Source organism: Carnobacterium sp. (assembly GCF_045617425.1).
GTDB lineage: Bacteria > Bacillota > Bacilli > Lactobacillales > Carnobacteriaceae > Carnobacterium_B.
On the sequence record NZ_JAZLIO010000017.1, the window covers coordinates 1 to 19,336 of the forward strand.

General features: G+C 32.7%; 19 protein-coding genes. 10 read left to right on the top strand and 9 right to left on the bottom strand.

All coding sequences use genetic code 11. The features are described 5' to 3' along the window. Positions 1-529: 529 nt before the first annotated feature. Positions 530-1,054 (bottom strand): GNAT family N-acetyltransferase, encoded by a 525-nt coding sequence (locus tag ACKI3H_RS09280; RefSeq protein WP_407371970.1) that lies wholly within the window; start codon positions 1,052-1,054, stop codon positions 530-532. A gap of 325 nt (positions 1,055-1,379) precedes the next feature. Between ACKI3H_RS09280 and ACKI3H_RS09285 the strand changes: the two genes are divergently transcribed. Next, positions 1,380-2,372 (top strand): hypothetical protein, encoded by a 993-nt coding sequence (locus ACKI3H_RS09285; RefSeq protein ID WP_407371971.1) that lies wholly within the window; start codon positions 1,380-1,382, stop codon positions 2,370-2,372. Between the two features lie 66 nt (positions 2,373-2,438). Here the strand turns inward: ACKI3H_RS09285 and ACKI3H_RS09290 are convergent, their stop codons facing one another. From ACKI3H_RS09290 to ACKI3H_RS09300, 3 genes are all read right to left on the bottom strand, one after another. After that, on the bottom strand, positions 2,439-2,954 hold the full coding sequence (locus tag ACKI3H_RS09290) for an HD domain-containing protein (protein WP_407371972.1): 516 nt from the start codon (positions 2,952-2,954) through the stop codon (positions 2,439-2,441). Positions 2,955-3,098: 144 nt separating this feature from the next. Continuing rightward, a complete protein-coding gene (locus ACKI3H_RS09295) occupies positions 3,099-3,866 on the bottom strand; it encodes a TrmH family RNA methyltransferase (protein WP_407371973.1) in 768 nt (255 codons plus the stop codon). Positions 3,867-3,996: 130 nt separating this feature from the next. Then, positions 3,997-5,340, bottom strand: a complete 1,344-nt coding sequence (locus ACKI3H_RS09300) for a murein hydrolase activator EnvC family protein (protein WP_407371974.1) — start codon at positions 5,338-5,340, stop codon at positions 3,997-3,999. 484 nt (positions 5,341-5,824) lie between these two features. Here ACKI3H_RS09300 and ACKI3H_RS09305 point away from each other — a divergent pair, with 484 nt between their 5' ends. Further along, positions 5,825-6,661 (top strand): DUF6544 family protein, encoded by an 837-nt coding sequence (locus tag ACKI3H_RS09305; RefSeq protein WP_407371975.1) that lies wholly within the window; start codon positions 5,825-5,827, stop codon positions 6,659-6,661. 150 nt (positions 6,662-6,811) lie between these two features. Here the strand turns inward: ACKI3H_RS09305 and ACKI3H_RS09310 are convergent, their stop codons facing one another. Continuing rightward, on the bottom strand, positions 6,812-7,756 hold the full coding sequence (locus ACKI3H_RS09310) for an NADP-dependent oxidoreductase (protein ID WP_407371976.1): 945 nt from the start codon (positions 7,754-7,756) through the stop codon (positions 6,812-6,814). A gap of 274 nt (positions 7,757-8,030) precedes the next feature. On the opposite strand from ACKI3H_RS09310, the gene ACKI3H_RS09315 reads away from it, so the two are divergent. Together ACKI3H_RS09315 and ACKI3H_RS09320 are read left to right on the top strand one after the other, a co-directional pair. Continuing rightward, on the top strand, positions 8,031-8,720 hold the full coding sequence (locus ACKI3H_RS09315; protein ID WP_407372014.1) for an MFS transporter: 690 nt from the start codon (positions 8,031-8,033) through the stop codon (positions 8,718-8,720). Then, positions 8,653-9,159: an MFS transporter gene (locus ACKI3H_RS09320; RefSeq protein ID WP_407371977.1), complete on the top strand. Its 507-nt coding sequence runs from the start codon at positions 8,653-8,655 to the stop codon at positions 9,157-9,159. Before ACKI3H_RS09315 ends, ACKI3H_RS09320 begins: the two co-directional genes overlap by 68 nt. Before the next feature lie 82 nt (positions 9,160-9,241). On the opposite strand, the gene ACKI3H_RS09325 is transcribed toward ACKI3H_RS09320, so the two are convergent. Further along, positions 9,242-10,090, bottom strand: a complete 849-nt coding sequence (locus ACKI3H_RS09325; protein WP_407371978.1) for a pyridoxamine kinase — start codon at positions 10,088-10,090, stop codon at positions 9,242-9,244. Between the two features lie 158 nt (positions 10,091-10,248). Between ACKI3H_RS09325 and ACKI3H_RS09330 the strand changes: the two genes are divergently transcribed. Continuing rightward, positions 10,249-10,731 carry an ECF transporter S component gene (locus ACKI3H_RS09330; RefSeq protein ID WP_407371979.1) on the top strand — a complete coding sequence of 161 codons (483 nt, stop codon included), beginning with the start codon at positions 10,249-10,251 and terminating at the stop codon, positions 10,729-10,731. A gap of 122 nt (positions 10,732-10,853) precedes the next feature. On the opposite strand, the gene ACKI3H_RS09335 is transcribed toward ACKI3H_RS09330, so the two are convergent. Continuing rightward, positions 10,854-11,711 carry a DUF368 domain-containing protein gene (locus tag ACKI3H_RS09335; RefSeq protein WP_407371980.1) on the bottom strand — a complete coding sequence of 286 codons (858 nt, stop codon included), beginning with the start codon at positions 11,709-11,711 and terminating at the stop codon, positions 10,854-10,856. A 180-nt stretch (positions 11,712-11,891) separates the two neighbouring features. On the opposite strand from ACKI3H_RS09335, the gene ACKI3H_RS09340 reads away from it, so the two are divergent. From ACKI3H_RS09340 to ACKI3H_RS09355, 4 genes are all read left to right on the top strand, one after another. Further along, a complete protein-coding gene (locus tag ACKI3H_RS09340; protein WP_407371981.1) occupies positions 11,892-12,146 on the top strand; it encodes a hypothetical protein in 255 nt (84 codons plus the stop codon). A 301-nt stretch (positions 12,147-12,447) separates the two neighbouring features. Beyond that, positions 12,448-13,263, top strand: coding sequence for an aldo/keto reductase (locus ACKI3H_RS09345; RefSeq protein WP_407371982.1), 816 nt, complete (start codon positions 12,448-12,450; stop codon positions 13,261-13,263). Between the two features lie 642 nt (positions 13,264-13,905). Further along, complete coding sequence (locus tag ACKI3H_RS09350; RefSeq protein ID WP_407371983.1) at positions 13,906-15,135, top strand: MFS transporter; 1,230 nt, start codon at positions 13,906-13,908, stop codon at positions 15,133-15,135. Positions 15,136-15,482: 347 nt separating this feature from the next. Beyond that, a complete protein-coding gene (locus ACKI3H_RS09355) occupies positions 15,483-15,995 on the top strand; it encodes a lipopolysaccharide assembly protein LapA domain-containing protein (protein ID WP_407371984.1) in 513 nt (170 codons plus the stop codon). 86 nt (positions 15,996-16,081) lie between these two features. Here ACKI3H_RS09355 and ACKI3H_RS09360 read toward each other — a convergent pair whose 3' ends face one another. Both ACKI3H_RS09360 and ACKI3H_RS09365 read right to left on the bottom strand, forming a co-directional pair. Next, entirely contained in the window at positions 16,082-16,981 is a 900-nt protein-coding gene (locus tag ACKI3H_RS09360; RefSeq protein WP_407371985.1) for a YsnF/AvaK domain-containing protein, read from the bottom strand. A gap of 42 nt (positions 16,982-17,023) precedes the next feature. Continuing rightward, positions 17,024-17,503 carry an LURP-one-related/scramblase family protein gene (locus tag ACKI3H_RS09365; RefSeq protein ID WP_407371986.1) on the bottom strand — a complete coding sequence of 160 codons (480 nt, stop codon included), beginning with the start codon at positions 17,501-17,503 and terminating at the stop codon, positions 17,024-17,026. Positions 17,504-17,713: 210 nt separating this feature from the next. Here ACKI3H_RS09365 and rpoN point away from each other — a divergent pair, with 210 nt between their 5' ends. Further along, positions 17,714-19,066: an RNA polymerase factor sigma-54 gene (rpoN, locus tag ACKI3H_RS09370; protein ID WP_407371987.1), complete on the top strand. Its 1,353-nt coding sequence runs from the start codon at positions 17,714-17,716 to the stop codon at positions 19,064-19,066. Positions 19,067-19,336 lie beyond the last annotated feature (270 nt).

Consider the following 19,336-nt stretch of genomic DNA (forward strand, 5'->3'; position numbering starts at 1 on the left):
AAAATGATGCTTGAAGCTCATATTGATTGCTAGCGAATAATTATTCACTAATTTTGTTACTGTTGACTTAGCACTGCTAAGTCACCCTCACATTTGGTTCGTCTTACTTTGTTTAGTTTTCAAAGGTCTAAAGCGTGTTGTTTCGTTTGTGACAACTCATTAATAATAGCATCTAGCGAATCATCTGTCAACAACTTTTTTCATTTTCTTTTCCGCTGTGTCGGTTTGTTTCAACCTGTCTCAGCGACATATATTAATATAACAGGGATTCAGAGTATCGTCAATGTTTTTTTTACAAAAAAAACACATTTCTATTAACCACAAACATTAATTCGTTGTTTCTAAACTCTCAACTCTTTTTTTTAAGTAAACACGAACTAATTAAGTCTTTTCTCATTGCATCATCCGCTAGGTCTAAGGAATATTTATTCAATTAAATAAAAATCTATTCATAATTTAAAGTTCAATTAAAAAAAGTAGAATCAAACCCTTTTCAGGCCTATCTGATTCTACTTTTTATTAATTTTTTTTAGTTGATTCTCAATCCATAATACAAATGATCGTGTAACACTCCGTCAAATTCAGCAATTTTTGGCATTCTTCCCCATTGTTTAAAACCAAATTTCCCAAGAATGTATTCACTTGCTCCGTTGCCTTCTACAATCATTGCAATAACATTTTGATAACCAATCTCTTTAGCTTGCTGTAGCGCATAATCAACTAACTTTGATCCAATACCACGATTCCGGTAATCACTATTTACATAGTAACTAATTTCAGCGACCTGATCTACCGCTCTTCTTCCTACTCGGTATCCACTTAAATGACTATATCCAGCAACCTTTCCATCAACTTCATAGACGAACAGCGGATATTTTTCTATTTGATGAGAATCAAACCATGATTTTCTTTCTTCTATTGTAAAAGGATCAAGATCACAGGTGATTCCTCCTGTAAGTATTGCCTTATTATAGATATCTACCATTTCTGGCAAGTCTACTAAACTTGCTTCTCTAATAAGTGCTTTTTGCTTGGTAAAAGTTACCTCTATCATTTAAGCTTCCTCCAATCCTATCTAAAAATCCATTTTATTGTAGCATTCATTGAACCGTTTACATTGCTGTCTCACTAGCTTAAGAAGACATAAATTATCTCTTACAAATTATACGGCAAGCATTATTATATACTTTGAGTTATGCTTCGACAATCTTTTTTTTGAAAATTTTATGTATTGTTTGTGTGTCTTTAAAAATAGTCTGTCTATTACTTTAACGAATGCGTTTCTTTGCATGTTGAAAGGTATCTTTGCTTTACAATTTTATTTACATTCACTAAACTTACAGTATCTAAATAACGAAATTTTTGGAGGTGAAAACGAGATGCAACGAATCTTATTTTGGATTTTCACTAGCTCTTTATTGTTTCTAGGCTATTTCTCTTATGATGTCATCACAATGCAAGGGCCTATTAACGATGCCATTGAAAAGCCTAGCAGTGAAGTCATTATTGAAGAGGGGGATGCTTACCTTAATGAAATAAAAGAACTTATTGGCGATCCATTAGACTTCACATCTGGAGCTCCTACAAAAGCTGGTAGTAACATAGAACAAAATCAAAGTGCTTTAATCCAAAAATCAACTATTGTCACCTACCAAGTAACTAATGATGCTCTTTCCAACGGAATCATCAATACTGCTAATACTAATCAGACTAAATATGCTAGAAATACGATTGCTCATAATCAACTATGGGACACCTTTAGGACTATCATTCCGAAAGATTTACGCACAAACATTTATTCTTTCTCCGTTTTCTCAGATGGAGCTAACAATCTTTTAGGCTACGTTGAACCGTTAGACTACAATGGAGATACTTGGCAACTTGGCGTTGACTTTGTGGACAGCACTGATGAAAAAAACTTTTATTACACTTTAATTCATGAATATGGCCACCTTCTAACTTTAAATAACAAGCAAATGGTCAGCAATTACGATTGGAAAACCTCTAGTCAAAAAGAAACTACTTACTCTTCTTTCTATGGAGAAAGCACTCCTGATTCGTATATGAATTTATATTATGAAGAATTTTGGATTGATTATTACAAAGAGTGGCAACACCTCAATGTCCAATCAGACTCAGAAGCTCAACAAGCCTTTTACCTTGAACATGCTGATGATTTTTTAACAAGTTATGCTGTTACACATCCTGAAGAAGATATTGCTGAATCATGGTCTTTTTTTATTCTTTCTCCTAAGCAAAGTAATGATACCATTGCTCAAAAAAAGCAAAACTTTTTTTATCAATTTCCAGAATTAGTTGAAACACGAACTGAAATTCTAAAGAACCTTTTAACTGAAGCAAAAAAAGACTAAGCCTCAATTAAGGTTTAGTCTTTTTATTTTTAACTTAAAATTCTCTATTACAATTAATCTAAATTTTTATTGTGCTGCAGCTGGTTTCAAACGAGCCCATACATTTTTTACTGAGTTTCTCATTTTTCCAGTCAGTGGAACAGCAACTTCTTTTACTGCACAATATTTATCAACAAACGTTACAATGTAACTTTCTTTATATTTTGGAAGAGCTACAGTAGCTAGCCACATGTGTTTGATAATAATATCGCACTCTAATTCACTTAGTTCCGTTATTTTTTTTGCATTTTCGCAAGCCATGCGAGGATGTACATATGCATGAGTTCCTTCATCAAATTTCGTTGTTCTCCAATCATAATAAAACAAATCATGAAGCAAACCTGCACGAGCTGTGGCTCTAGCATCCAAATTATGTTTTTTAGCAATACAGTAACTGATATAAGATACGCTAATTGAATGATCTAGTCTTGTAGTAAAATGATGTTGAGTATAGTCATTAAGTTTCTTTACTTCTTCACATTCCAATAAATCCTCGATGAGTGCAACGTATTCTAAATCTTGCTTCCATTTTGGTTCGGTCATTAAACAACTTCCTTTTCGAAATAATATATAATGTATTCTAACTGATTTCCATCATACATTGTATGCTTCGGCTTTTAAAGCAGAACACTTCAAATTTAAAGAAATATTAGGAAAGTTCATTTTTTTGACATAGTTTTGTAACACTTATCTTTCAATCTTAGTTAATGAAAACATGACTATCCCAGCAGCTACTGCAACATTTAAAGACTCAGCTTGTCCTACAATCGGGATATAAAGATTTTTTGTTGTACGTTTTAAAAATTCGTCCGACATTCCATTGCCTTCATTACCCATAACTAATCCATATATAACTTGAGGGGCAATTTCTCGATAAGAAATTGCCTCTTCATTTAATTCAGTACCAAAAACTGGAAACTTATGTTCAAAAAATAAATCAAACCATTCATTTAAATCTCCCTGGTATACAGGCAAATGAAAATGACTCCCTTGCATAGAACGCAACACTTTACTATTATAAAGATCGACAGACCCTTTTCCTAAAACTACTCCTCCAAAACCGGCAGCATCTGCTGTGCGGACCATCGTTCCGACATTTCCTGGGTCTTGAACATTGTCCAAAAATAAGAAAGGCTTCGTAAGAACAGGTTTATCTAATGGGTCTATTTTTTTTACAACTGCAAAAATACCTTGAGAAGTTTCAGTTTCACTTAAGAGTTTTGCAATTTCAGCAGAAATTTCAACTTGTTTTGCTTCATCAAATTCAGGAATATCCCCCAAAGCTACTTCTTCACTTATCATGATTTCTAAAACTATCGCTTGATTTTTTATAGCTTCTTCTATTAGATGGAAACCTTCAATTAAATAAGCATTCGCTTTTTGGCGCCCTCTTCTTGATTGAAGTTTTTTCCAATTCTTTACGCGTTCATTTTTTGTGGATAAAATTAGTTCCATTCGTAATCCTCCGCCCATTTCATCTATTGCTTATTCATTCTACTAAAAAAGTCCTCTCTTTGAAAGAGAGGACTAAAGCTATCTGTTTTAAATTCTTAATTTACATACCACTATTATAAAATCTTTCGTTTTATAAATATCCTGCTGGATCAACACGAGAACCATTTACATACACTTCAAAGTGTAAATGAACTCCTGTAGAAGATCCTGTCGTACCCATCGTTCCAATTTGTTGTCCTTGTGACACCTGTTGTCCTGACGTTACTAATAAGCTTCCAGATACCATATGAGCGTATAATGTTTGCACACCATTTCCATGATCAATCTTCACATAATAACCCCAAGAACTATGATAACCAGCAAAAACGACTGTTCCACTTTGCGCTGCTACAATCGGGCCACCGCCGCCAAAGTCAGTACCACCATGTAGTTTGTTTACGCCAGTAATTGGGTGAATACGGTAACCATAAGAAGAAGTAATATATCCGCCACTTGGATTTATAAACCCTGAACTGTTTGAAGATGATGGAGTGCTTGCTTGTGTTTTATTGCTTGATTGAGCTTGATTGCTTGATTGACTTGAAGAACTTGTTGTTTGTTTAATTTCCGCTGCTTTAGCTTCTGCTTGTGCTGCTTTAGCTTCTGCCTCAGCTTCTGCTTTTTTAGCTGCCGCTTGTGCTTTTTCTTCTTCAGCTATAATGCGTTGACGTTCTTCTTGTAATTCGCTAGACAAAACACTTGTTTGAGTCGCAATAACAGCTTGTTCTTTAACAAATTCATTTTTTTCAGATTCAGTCATGTCGTATTTAGTAGCCACTTGAACAATTTTGTCATCTAATTCTGCTTTTTGAGCAACTAAGTTATTTTTATTCACTTCAATTTCTGCTTTTAATGATTCAATTGCAACTTTTTCATCTTGTGCTGCTTTTTCATTCTTTTCTACTTCTTTTTTATCATTTTCTTGCTGAGTCACAATATCTTTGTTTGCAGAAACTAATTGGTTTACAACACCCACACGTCCGATTAAATCTGACAAACTTTCTGCAGATAATACCAAGTCGACCATATTAGAAGTACTGCCATCTGTTTGTACGTTTCTAGCTTGATGTTCTAATTTTTCTTCACGTCTAGCAATAAGATCTTTTAATTTTTCAATCTCTGCTTTTAGTTTTTCAATTTTAGCTTTTGAGTCAGCTAATTTTTGCTCTTGTACTTTCAGTTCCAATACAACAGTATCGATATTCGTTTGTAATTTTTCAACTTCTGATTCAAGATTTGCTTTTTCAGATTCTAGGTTATTTAAGGTTTCTTCTTGAGATTGGATTTTTGAGTTTAAGTCAGCTGATTTATTTTCTAATTCTGCTTTTTGGCTTTCAAGTTCTGAAACGCTCGCTGCTTCTGTCGCAGTCGGCATTACAATTGGAGCTGCAAACAACAATGTTGCAATCATCCCAGTCATCAATTTCTTATTCAAAGCATACCCTCCGTGGTTTTTTATACCCTTTTATTTTCTCACGCCAATTAGTATAGCATAGTAACCATAAGAATTTGATGTTAATTCTTTAACAAAACCATCGGTATTATTACATTTTCATTTCTGCAATCGATTACATATTGTTTTTCATTTAAGAAACGTCCGTTTTGCATATTTAGCCATATTTTGTTCATATTTAATGAGTTATTTAAATAGTTTACATTACTAGCTACTATTTTTTAATAAATAAACTTCTTACTTTTGAGTGCAATCATTCTAAAATACGAAGTGGTTTGATATTCGGTGTTATAATAATTTTATAAATCTATCATAAACGGATTTCCTCTCACTATTGATTGCCTATTTTAGATACTGGAATTTCTAAAGTTTTATTCAAGCATATTTAATAGCGAATCTTGACCTATTATTATATTTGATAGTTGAAAAAGTTAAAAGTTTAATTAGATATTACGGGAGGCGTAACATGTCAAAATTAATTAGTCTATTAATCAGTTTTATCTTTCTTATCTGGTTATTTATGGTGGGATTTCTATTTAATAAGAGTGTAAAAAAAGAAATTGTAGAAATTTTTAGCAAGATAAAACTCAATAGTGACATTGTAACTAAGGAAGATCTAGAAAATCTACCAGAAAATGTTCAAAGATGGCTTGAATATTCTGGAATTAGCGGCCGTGAAAAAATAGTAACTGTACGCTTAAAACAAAAAGCTAAGATGAGATTAGATAAAAATAAACAATGGATATCAGTTCAAGCAGAACAATATTTCACTACAGAAAAACCGAGCTTTATCTGGAAAGCAACCATTAAACCAGCACCCTTAATTCATATTATAGGAAGAGATAAGTATTTGAATGGAAAAGGAAGTATGCTAATTAAGTTTCTTTCATTATTTACTGTTGCCAACTCTGAAGGAAAAGAAATTAATCAGGGGACCTTGTTAAGGTATCTTGCTGAGATGGTATGGTTTACTACTGCAGCACTAAATAATTATATAACATGGAACGAAATTGATGGTAACCATGCACAAGCAACCATGACCTACAAAGGTGTAACTGCTTCTGGACTATTTTCGTTTAATGATAAAGGTGAAGTTATTAAATTTGAGGCCGAAAGGTATGGAGAATTTGATAAAAAATTCAGACTAGAAGTATGGTCAATTTCATTGCGCGATTATAAAGCTTTTGAAGAAATCAGGATACCTTCAAAAGGTGAAGTTACTTGGAAATTAAAATCTGGAGATTTTAATTGGTTTAATTTTGAGGTTACCGAAATTGATTATAATGTGCCCTTACCCTATTAGTGCGTCATCATAATTTTCAGGCTAAAAAATTCAGTATTATTACCACTTAAAATTGTCATGAAAATAAAATCATTGAAAGCTAATCAAACAAAAAAAGGAGCAACAGAAAAACTGTCGCTCCTTTTTTACTAATTAATCTGTCTATTAAAATTATTCGTTTCCTACTTTAATCACAATTTTCCCAACTGCATGATGTGTCTCGCTTAGTGCATGTGCATCATAAACACCTTTTTCAGTTAAAGGGTAGGTCGCTCCAATAATGGACTTAACTTTGCCTTGTTCCATTAATTGAGCCAACTGGCTAAGCTGTTTTCCATCTGGTTCCAACCAAATATTATTAAAGGTAACACCAGTTTTTTTAACTAGTTCTTTATCTGCATCCGCAACAATTGAAATAATTCGTCCCGTATGAGGTTTAACAACTTTAAAACTATTTTCTAAAACTTCTCCACCCATAGTATCAAAAATAACGTCTACATCACTTAGTAATTCAGTAAAGTCTTCATTTCTATAATCAATAAATTGATCTACTCCTAAACTCATTAGTAAGTCACGATTACTTTCACTGGCCGTTGAAATCACAAAAGCACCTTTACTTTTAGCTAATTGGATAGCGTACGTCCCTACTCCACCTGAACCTGCATGTATCAAGACTTTTTCGCCTTCAACAAGTTTGCCATAATCAAATAATGCTTGCCAAGCAGTTAATCCAGCTAATGGAGCTGCTGCTGCTTCTTCATAAGATATATTTTCAGGAATATATGCTAGTAGGTTGTCATCAACTGCAGTATATTCAGCATACGTTCCAAAACGTGTTGTATCTGGACGTGCGAATACTCGATCGCCAACTTTCCAGTCGGTTACTTCACTGCCCACTTCAACAATTTCCCCTGCTACATCCCAACCTAAAATAATTGGGAATTCCCAAGGCATCATTTGTTGTAGATATCCTTCGCGTAATTTCCAGTCAATCGGGTTGATCGAAGTTGCTCTTTCTTTTACGATGACTTGATGCTCTTTAGGCTGTGGCATCGGTACTTCTGCTTCTTTCAACTTTTCTTTTCCACCATATTCTTCGATAACAATTGCTCTCATTATTCTTTCCTCCAAACACTAATATCTTTACATGATTTTTGTTAACATACTTCTTACTAATAATAAGTATATCAAAAAACACAAAGAAATCCTAACAATTTGTTCAGGTTACAAATTTCATCTAGTTTCTTCTTTATTGAAGTGAATAAATGATATGATACTTACAGGGACAAAGAAATACAATTTTGGTTGAATGGGAAAGGAAGAATAACAACTTATGACAACAATTCGTACGCTAACCATAAAATATGCTCTGCTACAAAGCTTATACTGGATGGTATTTTGCTCCATCTATGGATTTGCTTCAGTCTTTTTGCTCTCCCGAAACTTCGAAAATCAAAACATTGGCTTTATTCTTGCCATCTCTAATATCTTATCTGTTATTTTACAACCTACTTTAGGTGTTATAGTTGATAAGTTTGAAAAATTAACATTGAAATGGAGCTTAGTTATCCTTACAATTTTATCTATTGGCTTTCTTATTTCTTTACTTCTCTCTACTGGCGCTCCTGCAATTGAAGCATTACTATTTATAGCTGTAGTTTCCTTAGTCTTATCCATGCAGCCATTCATTAATTCTTTTACCTTTGAACACATTAATAGTGGGGTAAAAATCAATTTTGGTTTAACAAGAGGAGCAGGTTCCCTAGCGTTCGCTCTAACTTCATACACGTTAGGTCTATTGTTAACACGCTTTAGTACAATTATTTTACCTATTGGCTGTATTTTTTTATTATTAGCTTTTTTGGTCCTTATTTTCACCTTTCCCCAAACTACTATTTCTGAAGTGCCATCTGCTCCAAATTTAAAGTCGAATAACCCTTTAACCAAAAAAAAAAGAAACTTTTTTCAAAAGATACCCTCGCTTTGCCTATTTTCTAATAGGAACAGCCTGTTTGTTTCTTTTTCATACTATTGTAAATACTTATTTAGTCCAAATCATTCATTCACTGGGAGGAAATGACAGTGACTTTGGTTTGTCGTTAATGATTACAGCTTTGAGTGAACTACCTGCTATGTTAGGATTCAGCTATTTATTGACTAAACGAAAAAGTGGTATTTGGTTGAAAGTAGCTGCCATCTTCTTTGTAATCAGAAGTATTCTTTTCTTACTATCAGGATCAGTATTTATGATTAATCTTACTCAATTATTTCAAGGATTAGCATTTGCTCTTTACATTCCAGCCTCAACTTATTATGTCAATCAACTAATGCAGAAAACAGATTATGTCAAAGGACAAGCGTTTAACATAGGCGCTGTTACCCTAGGTAGTGTGGCTGGAAGTTTTATAGGCGGATGGTTGCTAGACAATGCTGGTGTTCCAGAAATGTTAAGTGCTGGAATAGCCGCTTCATTTATTGGGTGTTTATTACTGTTTTATTCAGTAAAAACCGATATTTAGACATAGAAAAAAGCAATCAAAAGCTGTAAACATAACGTTTGCAACTTTTGGTTGTTTTTCTGTTACTTTCAATAATGGATAATTATTTTTTTAGTTCTTTCATTAAATACATCAAATCTTTTTCAAAAGCAATTCCATACAAGGGATCAATTTGGTCTTCAATAGTCCGTTTGACAACTCTTGAAATGTAATTTACTGCTACTTCATTAGCTCTTTTTAAGCTGTGTTTTTGAAATAAAAACCCTGCTACTACGCTTGTAAACAAATCTCCTACCCCATCAAAATGCCCCGGATAAACTTCTGAAAAAGCATAATGGATTTTTGAACTTCCTTTGGAAATAAATGCAGCACCTACTTGTCTTTCATTTCCGGTTACACCCGATAAGACAATAGTTTTATTGTTTTTATCCGTTAATTTCCTTAAAATTGGTTCGATTTTTTCTTTAGTATGTGGCTTTTCTGGGTAGTTTGTTTCCGTTAATAAGCAGGCTTCGGTTACATTTGGTATCAAGACATCTGCAAATTGACAAAGTTTACGCATCGCTTCAACATGCTCAGAGGTAAAACCCGGGTATAAAGTTCCGTGATCCCCCATCACAGGGTCTACTACAATTAGAGCTTCTTCTGTTGAAAATTGTTTAATGATGCTTTCCATCAATTTAATTTGTTCTATAGAGCCTAAATACCCAATGACTATCCCATCAAATTTTATTCCTAACGACCGCCAATGGTTTAAGATAGCTGGTATCTCAGCGCTTAAATCTAAAAAAGTATAATCTTCAAAACCTTTACCAGTATGTGTAGACAACAATGCTGTAGGCAAGATACTCACCCAGTTTTCTAAACAACTTAGAATTGGGACAGCCACATTCATTGAAATACGACAACTTGCTGAAATATCTTGGATAACTAAAATTCTGGGCTGCTTCATTTTTTTCTCCTTTTCTGCTCGTTCCTTCTCTTTATCTAGTCTAGCATAATTCTTATTATAGAATCTGTACTTTTTAGTTATTTTAATTAAAAAAATCATGACATTGTTACTAAAAAAAGATAAGATGGCTTTATACATATATATAAAGGATGAGAATTATGCGAAAAATTACTACAAAAGAAATTGTAACAGTTGCTCTATTTATGGCTATGACTATAGTAATGACGATTCTAATTCGTATACCCACCTTTCGTGGATATATTAACTTAGGAGATATGGTTTTACTATTTGCTGCATTATTTTTAGGAAAGAAAGCTGGTTTTCTTGTCGGTGGATTAGGTAGCGCACTTGCTGATATCCTTGCAGGCTATGCTTTTTATGCTCCCATTACTTTTATAGTAAAAGGACTTCAAGGGTATATTTGTGCTTGGATTTTTCAAAAAACAGGTTACCATAGACCTCTTTTAGCTACTATCCCTGCTGGTATATTTATGGCACTTGGCTATTTTATTGCTGAAAGCTTTATGTATGGTTTTGCTGGAGCAGCTATTTCTATTCCTGGAAATTTACTTCAAGGAATAGTTGGGGCATTAGGCGCGGTCCTATTGCAAAAAAGTGTAGGTTCTAAAATAAAAAAATAATTAATTCTAAAAAAAAGTGTTGCTGAGTATACTCAGCAACACTTTTTTCAGATGAATTAAAATTAAAATAACAACTTTGCATAGAAAAAATCACCTCTTTTTATATTAATTCAAAAAGTTTATCATTTATTTAGTTCAGCCGGTTTATAATTGTCTTCCAATTTTTCCATCAGCAATCCTACAGATAACCCAATAAAGAATAATACAACTGCAGCTACTATTCCTCCTGTAGATATACCACTGTATTGTTCGGGCAACGGAGCTATAATGACCGTTGAAGCTATTACAACTCCTAAAATAAAGTGAAAAATAGAAGCATAAGCGATTGCCATTAATTTGCTTACCAATTTAGACAGTAACAAAACACATAAAATCGCACCAATCGCGACAGGAATCAAGATAGAAAAGTTCAAATCTTTTATGCCTTCTGTCATGGGCTCATACAAATGCATATACATCAAAAAATTAGAGGGACTTAATCCTGGAACTATAAACCCTAAGGCAAAAATCCCGCCGGCCATTACCCATGACAATGTGGATTGTTCAACTACTACATTCATATTAAATTTTGCATAAAGTAAACCTACAAAAGCAAGAATCGCAACAACTACAGTAATCACAAGATGATAAGACTTTCGTCCATTTTTTCCAGCTTCTTTATATAAAGCAGGCAATGTTCCCAAAATACAACCAATAAAGCACCATAAAACTTGAATTTCATTATTTTTCAAAAAATAATCAATCGGATATGCCAGCACAAATATACCGAACAAACCACCAATCGCCACGGGAATAAAATAACGTACATTTTTAATAAAATCTTTGCGTATATTTGATAGAAATGCAATCATATTTTCATAGATTCCAAATACAGCTGCTAAAGCTCCTCCGCTTACACCCGGTAAGATAGCACCTGAACCAATAAACATTCCTTTCACAAAACGGAAAAACCAATCAATAATACCTTCATTTTTTTTCATAATAATTAACTCTACCTCCACTCACTTTACAAAAAGTGATTAATATTCTAATTGTACTGCTTTTAATATTATGACATATTTTTTTTTACATTTTGTTTAATTTTTAGTTATGTTTCATTAATTTAAACATATAATTGAATTTAATACCTTAAATAGCTACTAAAAAAGGAGTGAGTCGTAATGTTTTATCGAATTTCCAAACTAATAGGTGAAGAGGATTATTTAGCTATACTTAACATTCTAAAAGATTATTCAGATAAAATTGCCTTAGTTGACTATTATACAATACCGGATGGTAGAGATATGGAAGTAAGAACGACATTAATGAATTTCTATCTTGAAACAGAGTGGCTAAAAAAATGGCCTGGGACTATCAGTAGCAAAAAAGCTAGATCGACTTTTATGCATATAATCAGTCAAGTTATATTTTATTGAAAAAATCTCTTTCTCTCATTAGTGTAGATCAAGAACAGACGATTGATGTATTTTTTTTGTTAAAAGATAAATGTGTGTTTTATTCTGTTATTCATGAAGATATCCATATGATAACAAATCCTGAATTAGCAGAAGTCTTTCGGACATTGGATTATACGTTGATTAAGATATCTCCTTCAAGTTCAAAATTTTTCTAAAATATAATAAATCACGGAAAACGGATACACTAATATTTTACTTAGCTTCTAAAAAAGCATACAATAAGAAAGTAATATCTTTAAAAATGAGGAGGAAATGATTTATGATGAAAGAAAATTCTTTTGTGTTTCACAATGGTGTTGAGATTCCAAATATCGGTTTTGGTACTTGGCAGATCCCAAATGAGGAAGCTTACGATGCCGTAACAATGGCTCTTAAAAATGGCTACACACATATTGATACAGCATTAGCTTACCAAAATGAAGAAAATGTTGGAAAAGCAATCAAAGATTTTGATTTACCGCGTGAAGAAATTTTTATTACTAGTAAATTACCCGCTCAAATTAAAGGTTACGATGAAACCTTAGAGGCTTTCAATACAACCATCACTAATTTAGGTGTGGATTATTTAGACCTTTATCTTATTCATGCTCCCTGGCCTTGGAATGAAAAAGGCGCGGACTATACTGAAGGAAATATTCAGTCATGGAAAGCGATGGAAAAATTATACAATGATGGAAAGATTAAGACTATCGGAGTTTCTAACTTTTCTGTATCTGATATTCAAGCTCTCATTGATGCTTGTGATATTGTACCTATGGCTAACCAAATTCCTTTCTATGTTGGACATGATCAAGAAGAACTTCTTGCTTTTTGTAAAGAACACAACATTGTAGTAGAAGCATATTCACCTTTAGCAACGGGTCAAACATTGAACAGCCCAGAGATTAAAGAAATGGCAGATAAATATGGCGTTACTCCTGCTCAACTATGTATCCGTTATTGTTTAGAACGTGAAACATTGCCGCTTCCAAAATCAACTCATGAAGAACGCATCATTGAAAACAGACAATTAGATTTCACTATTTCACCAGAAGATGTAGAAAAATTGAATGCTGTTGAAGATGTACGTAACTAACTCTTCAACTTATTTTAAAATAGAAAAGCCGTTACTTAGTACATACTAAGTAGCGGCTTTTATTTAGGTTTTATTTTTATATGATTAGGTCTTATTTTAAAACAAATGATTGTATTGATTTATGATTTACGTGGCCTAATAAAAAAAATTAAAAGAGGTTATGATGAATATCGAACGGTAGGAACTATTTGATGAGCAATGGAATCAAATTTAATTAGCAAATATCTCTAGTCAACCTATTACTGGTAGTCTCTTTTTGGTATTGTCACTTAGATTTGGCTAAATCGCTTGAAACTGGTTTTGAGTTAGCCGAATTAGGGCTCATTGCATCTATTCAAATGAGTCTCTACTTTATACCAATCTATAACACCACGGTACGATAACTTCTCAAGTTTTATTTAGCCTTTGTCTATCTAGCGTTTATTTTCCTATTACCGAACTATTTTAACGCTTTCCCACTAATTTTATTAGCATATTCTAATTTTTATATTTTCTTATTCTTAGAATTGTGCTACGCTATTTTTGTCAAGCTATTTGAGAAGAATCTTCAGTGTATCTATTTTCTTATGGCTTTACAAAAAAGAGATAAGGACACGAATTAAATACATATTCTCTGTTCCTTTATTTATTAAGGAGATTATTATGCTATCATCTTTTTCAAAAAATATTCAATCCACATTGATTACTTCATTTTTTAGTAGTTTAGTTTATGCTTGTACAATTCCTTATCTTATCATTTATTTAGCTGGTATATTTAGCAAAGAAACTATCGGATTATTGGTTATGATAAATGTTGTTACCTCTTTTTTAGCCGGAATTATTGGCGGTTATTTAGCAGATAACTTTCAGCGGAAAAAAATTTTATTGATCTTTCAAAATTTATATGGAGTATCTTTACTTCTGGTTGCTGTAAATTTTGCGGGTATCTTACCACAAAATTTTTGGATAATCTTTGGTTACCTTATTTGTGGCATCACTTATAATTTATATTATTCTGCATTTGATGCAGTGTTACTTGATTCTACTGTCCCTAATGAACGTAAAAAGGTTTACCAACTACAATATTGGACATTTAACTTATCAATGGCTTTAGGTGCTTCAATTGGAGGCTTCTTGTTTAAGCATTATCTGTTCTATTTATTTTTAGGTGCTGCTCTTTTACAATTTATTGTTTCTGCTTTTCTGCAAAAAAATCTTAATTATAAAAATAATATTTCTCAAACTAAAGGGAAAACGCTTATGCATGATCTCTTTAACAACTACTACATTGCTGCTAAAGACAAACGATGGGTCATGTTAATTTTAGGTATAGCTCTTTATAGTGCAGCAGAATTTTCATTACAAAATTACACCGGCATTCGTTTATCAAAAGAATTTAAACCGATCACACTTTTATCTGTTTCCATCGACGGAGTGAGAATGCTTAGTATTTTACAAGTGATTAATACTATTATGGTCGTTTGTTTCACTTTCCTTGTTTCGCGATTAACTGAGAAGAAAAAAGAACGCACTGTTGTACTCATTGGATTACTGATTTATGTGACTGGATATGGCTTAATGGCTTCTGCTAATAGTATTTACTTATTGATTCCATTAACTATTTTGGCAACGTTTGGTGAGCTAGCTTCTGCACCTATTCTAAGTGCCCGTCAAGTCAGTTTAATACCTGAAGACAAACAAGCTTCTTATTTAAGTTTCGCCTCTCTTTCCTTTCAAGGATCCCAACTTTTAGCTGCTTTAGGCATAACATTAGGGGGATACTTGGCTGCCGGGTTAATTAGTGGTTACATTATTATTTTAGGAATAGCTGGAGTTTATTTTGTGATTTCTAGCTTGTACGATAATAAAAAAGAGGTTATAAAATATGATTAATGAATCTATTCAATTTTCTATGATTAAATTTCTACTATTTTAGGTTAGTTCAAAAAAACATTGTCAAATTATTTTCCTTGCTCTATAAATTTAATCAGAAAGTTTACGAACTGTTAAATAAAACAGATTCGTAAACTTTTTTGTTTGAGTACTATTATTTCATTATTTACCTTGCAACGTTTATAATTGGTTTATAGTAAAGAACTATTTTTTGGAATTGTTAGGTAGTCTATCCCATCGCTTTAGTCAATCGTTAATTGCTCTATATTATGTTTCAACAAGACGTACTTATTTCTTTACACTATCTTTATTCAAATTAAGATAATTTAGGAAGGAGAATGAAATTTATGATAATAATCGCGATTATTTTATTGGTTTTAGTTGCTATAGTAGCATTCTTAAATATGCAAATGGCTACTTTGAACCTTTACTTTATGTCTTTTGATTTACCTTTATGGTTACTTTTCATCGGCTTTTTATTACTCGGTATGTTGATTGCTGCACTATTTGCAATGTCTAAAGGGGCACGCAATAGACAAGTAATTAAAAATAAAAATGATGAATTGAAAAATGCAGAATCTTCAAGAGATGAAGCCGTTAACAGAGTTAAACAAGAATCCGAAGCACAATTGGAATTACAAAAGAAAGAGACTGAGATTCAAAGTCTTAATGCTCGTTTAGCTTCTTTAGAAGAGAATCAAACAACTCAGCAAAATGGACCAACTTCAACTATACAAACTACCGAAACAACTGGTACAAAAACAAGTCCTTCTACTAGCAAAGACATTCATGTAGAAGAATATCAAATAGATGGCACGAATACAGCTAAACCAAAAGATGACAGATCTCATAAATCTTAATCTTTACTAGATCATCGTTTCATAAACAAAAAAGAAGTCCCAAATAAGACCTCATCTTATTTGGGACTTCTTTTTGTGAAAACTTTTTACTCATTGTTTTTTTTTACTTGTGTTTTGCCGTTTGTGTCAATGATGACATCTTCTTTTTTTACTGTTCTATTAACTTGTTTTTTATCTGTTACTTCCTCTTTATTCAATGATACTTCTTCTTTAACCACTGGGTACTTCGTTACTTCAATTTCCTCTTCTGTGACAGGGATAACCACTTCTTTATTTTTTACTGCATTATCTAAATGTCCATCCTTTAAATTCTGTTGCTCAATAACTATTTCTTCGTGTCTAACAGGAACTTGAATCGTTTTAGTTTCTTCTACTATACGTTTTTTAGCTCGAACTTCTCCTGTCTGAACTTCCTTAGTGGTAACATCTAATTGCTCCTCTTTCAATTGAATCGTTTCACTTTTCGACTTTTGATGTTGTTCTTCATTTTCTGAAACTGGAGTGTCAGAAGATTCAACTGAATCTAAAACTGGTTCAGGATGAGCTAATGGATCTGCTTCTAACATAGAAAGTGGATCTAATGGAGTAACTCGATCTGTCGAATGTGATTTATTACTACTAATTTTTTGGGGTTCACCCTTTACTACAACAATGATATTGCCATTTGCAATATCTTGTTGATAAGCGTCCAAAAGATCGTCATTTGATTGAGAGGAACCGGGTTCATTAGAGTCATTTGAAGAAAAGGATTCTTTTATTTTTTTCCAAATGGAGCGATCATTCTTATCATTTTCCTTATCCACAGTGTCTATATCCGTTTCATTAGTTGTTCCTACTATATCTGTAGTATTGGAAATGGAATTTTTAGATTCTGTGCTAGATATTAAAGTGATATCTTCTTTTTGATAGCCTTCTTCTTGCAATTTATTGACTGCATTTACTGCCTCTTGAGGACTAGCATAGCTTCCTACAACATATCTTTCCATTCTTTTCCCTCCTTAATGATTATCTAAAAAATTAGTGTACCTCTAGGTTTCATCTTGCTCATCTATTTGTAAACACCAAATCGCAATAACAATACCTAACGCTAGTGGAGCATCTTTCTCGTCTTTAGTCTCTAAAATAAATGTATTCCCGTAAGAAAACCGTTTTTTCTTAAAAGAAGCAACTTCGGTAAATCCTTCTTTTATTTCATAATCCTCTTTTTCAACATTTCCTTTAATTTTCCAATTTAATTTTTCAATGTCATAATCTGGACCAAATAGATTCTTCTCTCTTTTTACTTCAGCAATCTTTTCGTTTTGTTGATAAATAACGTATTTAGGTGAAAAACCTATTTTTTTCTCTTCAATAGATACTATTATGTCATTAGTTTCATTGTAAACGTGCACTTTATTTCCTATGGATATCCGTTCACTTTTAACAGTATAAACTTTTTCATCCTGTTCATTTCGTACAACTAATTGGTCACGCCATGAAAATCGTTTTTCTTTGATATATAGTTTCATTAGTCAAACACCTGCTTTCATTTACTCGTATTCTAGTTACATTAATTATAACCATCCATTCCACTGCAAGCTACTCATAAGCAAGATGTGAACATTTATTTACACTATTGGTTCTAGATTTCTTCTTTATTTTAGATGACGTTCTCATTTAAAGTTTGTTATGCTATGATAATCTTATCAAAACTTATTAATACTAGAGGTGAGAATGTTTTGAATTTCGAGCAAAATTATACTCAACTACAAAAACAGCAATTGACTATGACACCTCAATTGCAACAATCTATTCAGATGCTGCAATATAACCGAAAAGATTTAGTCGATTTCTTAAAACAAAAATCGCTAGAAAATCCTTTTATTTCTATTTCTGTAAAGTCAGCACCCAGAACTCAGGGGACTTCTATAGAAAAATATAATAGTAATCAATCAAGAACAAATCAATCAACTAGCGGATCAATCTGGGATACATTGGCAACTACAGCATCGACCACATCTCTTTATTCTGCAGTAATTGAACAAATTCATTTATCTTTCAGAGATACTGCTTTGCGTGATCTGATCATTTGGCTGGCTCAATATATTGATCACAACGGTTATTTAACTCTTTCAATGGATGATGCGGTTACGCTCACTCAAGCAGAACCGTTAAAATTATTAGATGCATTGACACTTTTACAGCAATTGGAACCTGCTGGTGTAGGTGCCAGAAACTTACAAGAATGCTTGATGCTTCAAACAGAACGAAATGATCAAGCACCAAACCTTGCTTATTTGATTCTTGAAGAAGAGTTTGAAGCTTTTGCTAATCGAAAATGGGAACAAATCGCAAAGCATTATGGTATTTCATTAGGTGAAGTTCAAGAGATTTCTGATTTTGTCAAAACACTTACACCACATCCTGGTGCCATCTTTTCAAATGCTCCTACGCAATACATTCGTCCAGATTTATCCGTTAAAGTAACGGATAATCAAGAGATTGTTGTGCATTCTGTTAAGACTGGGCTTCCTGTTATTGTTTTCCAAAAAGAATATTATGAGGAATTAAGCTTGTTGCAGGATAAAGAAGTTTCAAAATTCATTAATGAAAAAAAATCTGAATATGAATGGCTTAAAAGGACACTTATTCAACGTGAAGAAACGATTCTCAGAATTGGCATCGCCATAGTAAATGCACAAAAAGAATTCTTTTTATCTGAAGATCGTCCAATTCAATCCTTAACTTTAAAAACAATTGCTGAAGAACTTGATATTCATGAATCAACGGTCAGCCGTTCCATTAATGGGAAGTACATCACAACAGAATTCGGTGTATTTGAATTGAAAAAATTCTTTACAAACGCTTTGGTGACAACTTCTAAAGAAGGAAATGGTTCCATATCTTCTGACCAAATAAAGAAAAAAATCGAATTTTTCATTCAAGCTGAAGATCCTAAAAAACCATTATCAGATCAAAAGCTTGTTGATCTTTTACAAAAGGACGGTATTGAAATATCAAGAAGGACAGTCACAAAATACCGCGAAGCTCTTTTAATTTCTAGTTCTCCAAAACGCAAGCGATTTGACTAATATCTTGTACTTTTTGGCTTCTATTCGTGTAACAATAGCATATTAAAATAGCTATAAAAGACCAGCTGAGATTTCTTAAGTGAAGTAGCAATTAGTTGGTCTTTATTTGTCATTCCTGTTTATTTTGAACCTATCTTACTATTTTTTCGCTCGACCTAAACCATCTCTTATGTGCACAGCTTATTATTGTACTTAATGAAATGCTTGTGTAATAATCAAATTATAACTCACACTCTTCTGAATGTGTTTTTACCCAAAAAATGAAACCGC

Coding starts and splice junctions, on each gene's coding strand:
- ACKI3H_RS09360 (WP_407371985.1), bottom strand. CDS start 16,981: ATGGAAAGATATGTTGTAGGAAGCTATGCTAGTCCTCAAGAGGCAGTA.
- ACKI3H_RS09310 (WP_407371976.1), bottom strand. CDS start 7,756: ATGAGAGCAATTGTTATCGAAGAATATGGTGGAAAAGAAAAGTTGAAA.
- ACKI3H_RS09285 (WP_407371971.1), top strand. CDS start 1,380: ATGCAACGAATCTTATTTTGGATTTTCACTAGCTCTTTATTGTTTCTA.
- ACKI3H_RS09305 (WP_407371975.1), top strand. CDS start 5,825: ATGTCAAAATTAATTAGTCTATTAATCAGTTTTATCTTTCTTATCTGG.
- ACKI3H_RS09325 (WP_407371978.1), bottom strand. CDS start 10,090: ATGAAGCAGCCCAGAATTTTAGTTATCCAAGATATTTCAGCAAGTTGT.
- ACKI3H_RS09345 (WP_407371982.1), top strand. CDS start 12,448: ATGATGAAAGAAAATTCTTTTGTGTTTCACAATGGTGTTGAGATTCCA.
- ACKI3H_RS09280 (WP_407371970.1), bottom strand. CDS start 1,054: ATGATAGAGGTAACTTTTACCAAGCAAAAAGCACTTATTAGAGAAGCA.
- ACKI3H_RS09335 (WP_407371980.1), bottom strand. CDS start 11,711: ATGAAAAAAAATGAAGGTATTATTGATTGGTTTTTCCGTTTTGTGAAA.
- ACKI3H_RS09350 (WP_407371983.1), top strand. CDS start 13,906: ATGCTATCATCTTTTTCAAAAAATATTCAATCCACATTGATTACTTCA.
- ACKI3H_RS09290 (WP_407371972.1), bottom strand. CDS start 2,954: ATGACCGAACCAAAATGGAAGCAAGATTTAGAATACGTTGCACTCATC.
- ACKI3H_RS09355 (WP_407371984.1), top strand. CDS start 15,483: ATGATAATAATCGCGATTATTTTATTGGTTTTAGTTGCTATAGTAGCA.
- ACKI3H_RS09315 (WP_407372014.1), top strand. CDS start 8,031: ATGGTATTTTGCTCCATCTATGGATTTGCTTCAGTCTTTTTGCTCTCC.
- ACKI3H_RS09365 (WP_407371986.1), bottom strand. CDS start 17,503: ATGAAACTATATATCAAAGAAAAACGATTTTCATGGCGTGACCAATTA.
- ACKI3H_RS09295 (WP_407371973.1), bottom strand. CDS start 3,866: ATGGAACTAATTTTATCCACAAAAAATGAACGCGTAAAGAATTGGAAA.
- ACKI3H_RS09330 (WP_407371979.1), top strand. CDS start 10,249: ATGCGAAAAATTACTACAAAAGAAATTGTAACAGTTGCTCTATTTATG.
- ACKI3H_RS09340 (WP_407371981.1), top strand. CDS start 11,892: ATGTTTTATCGAATTTCCAAACTAATAGGTGAAGAGGATTATTTAGCT.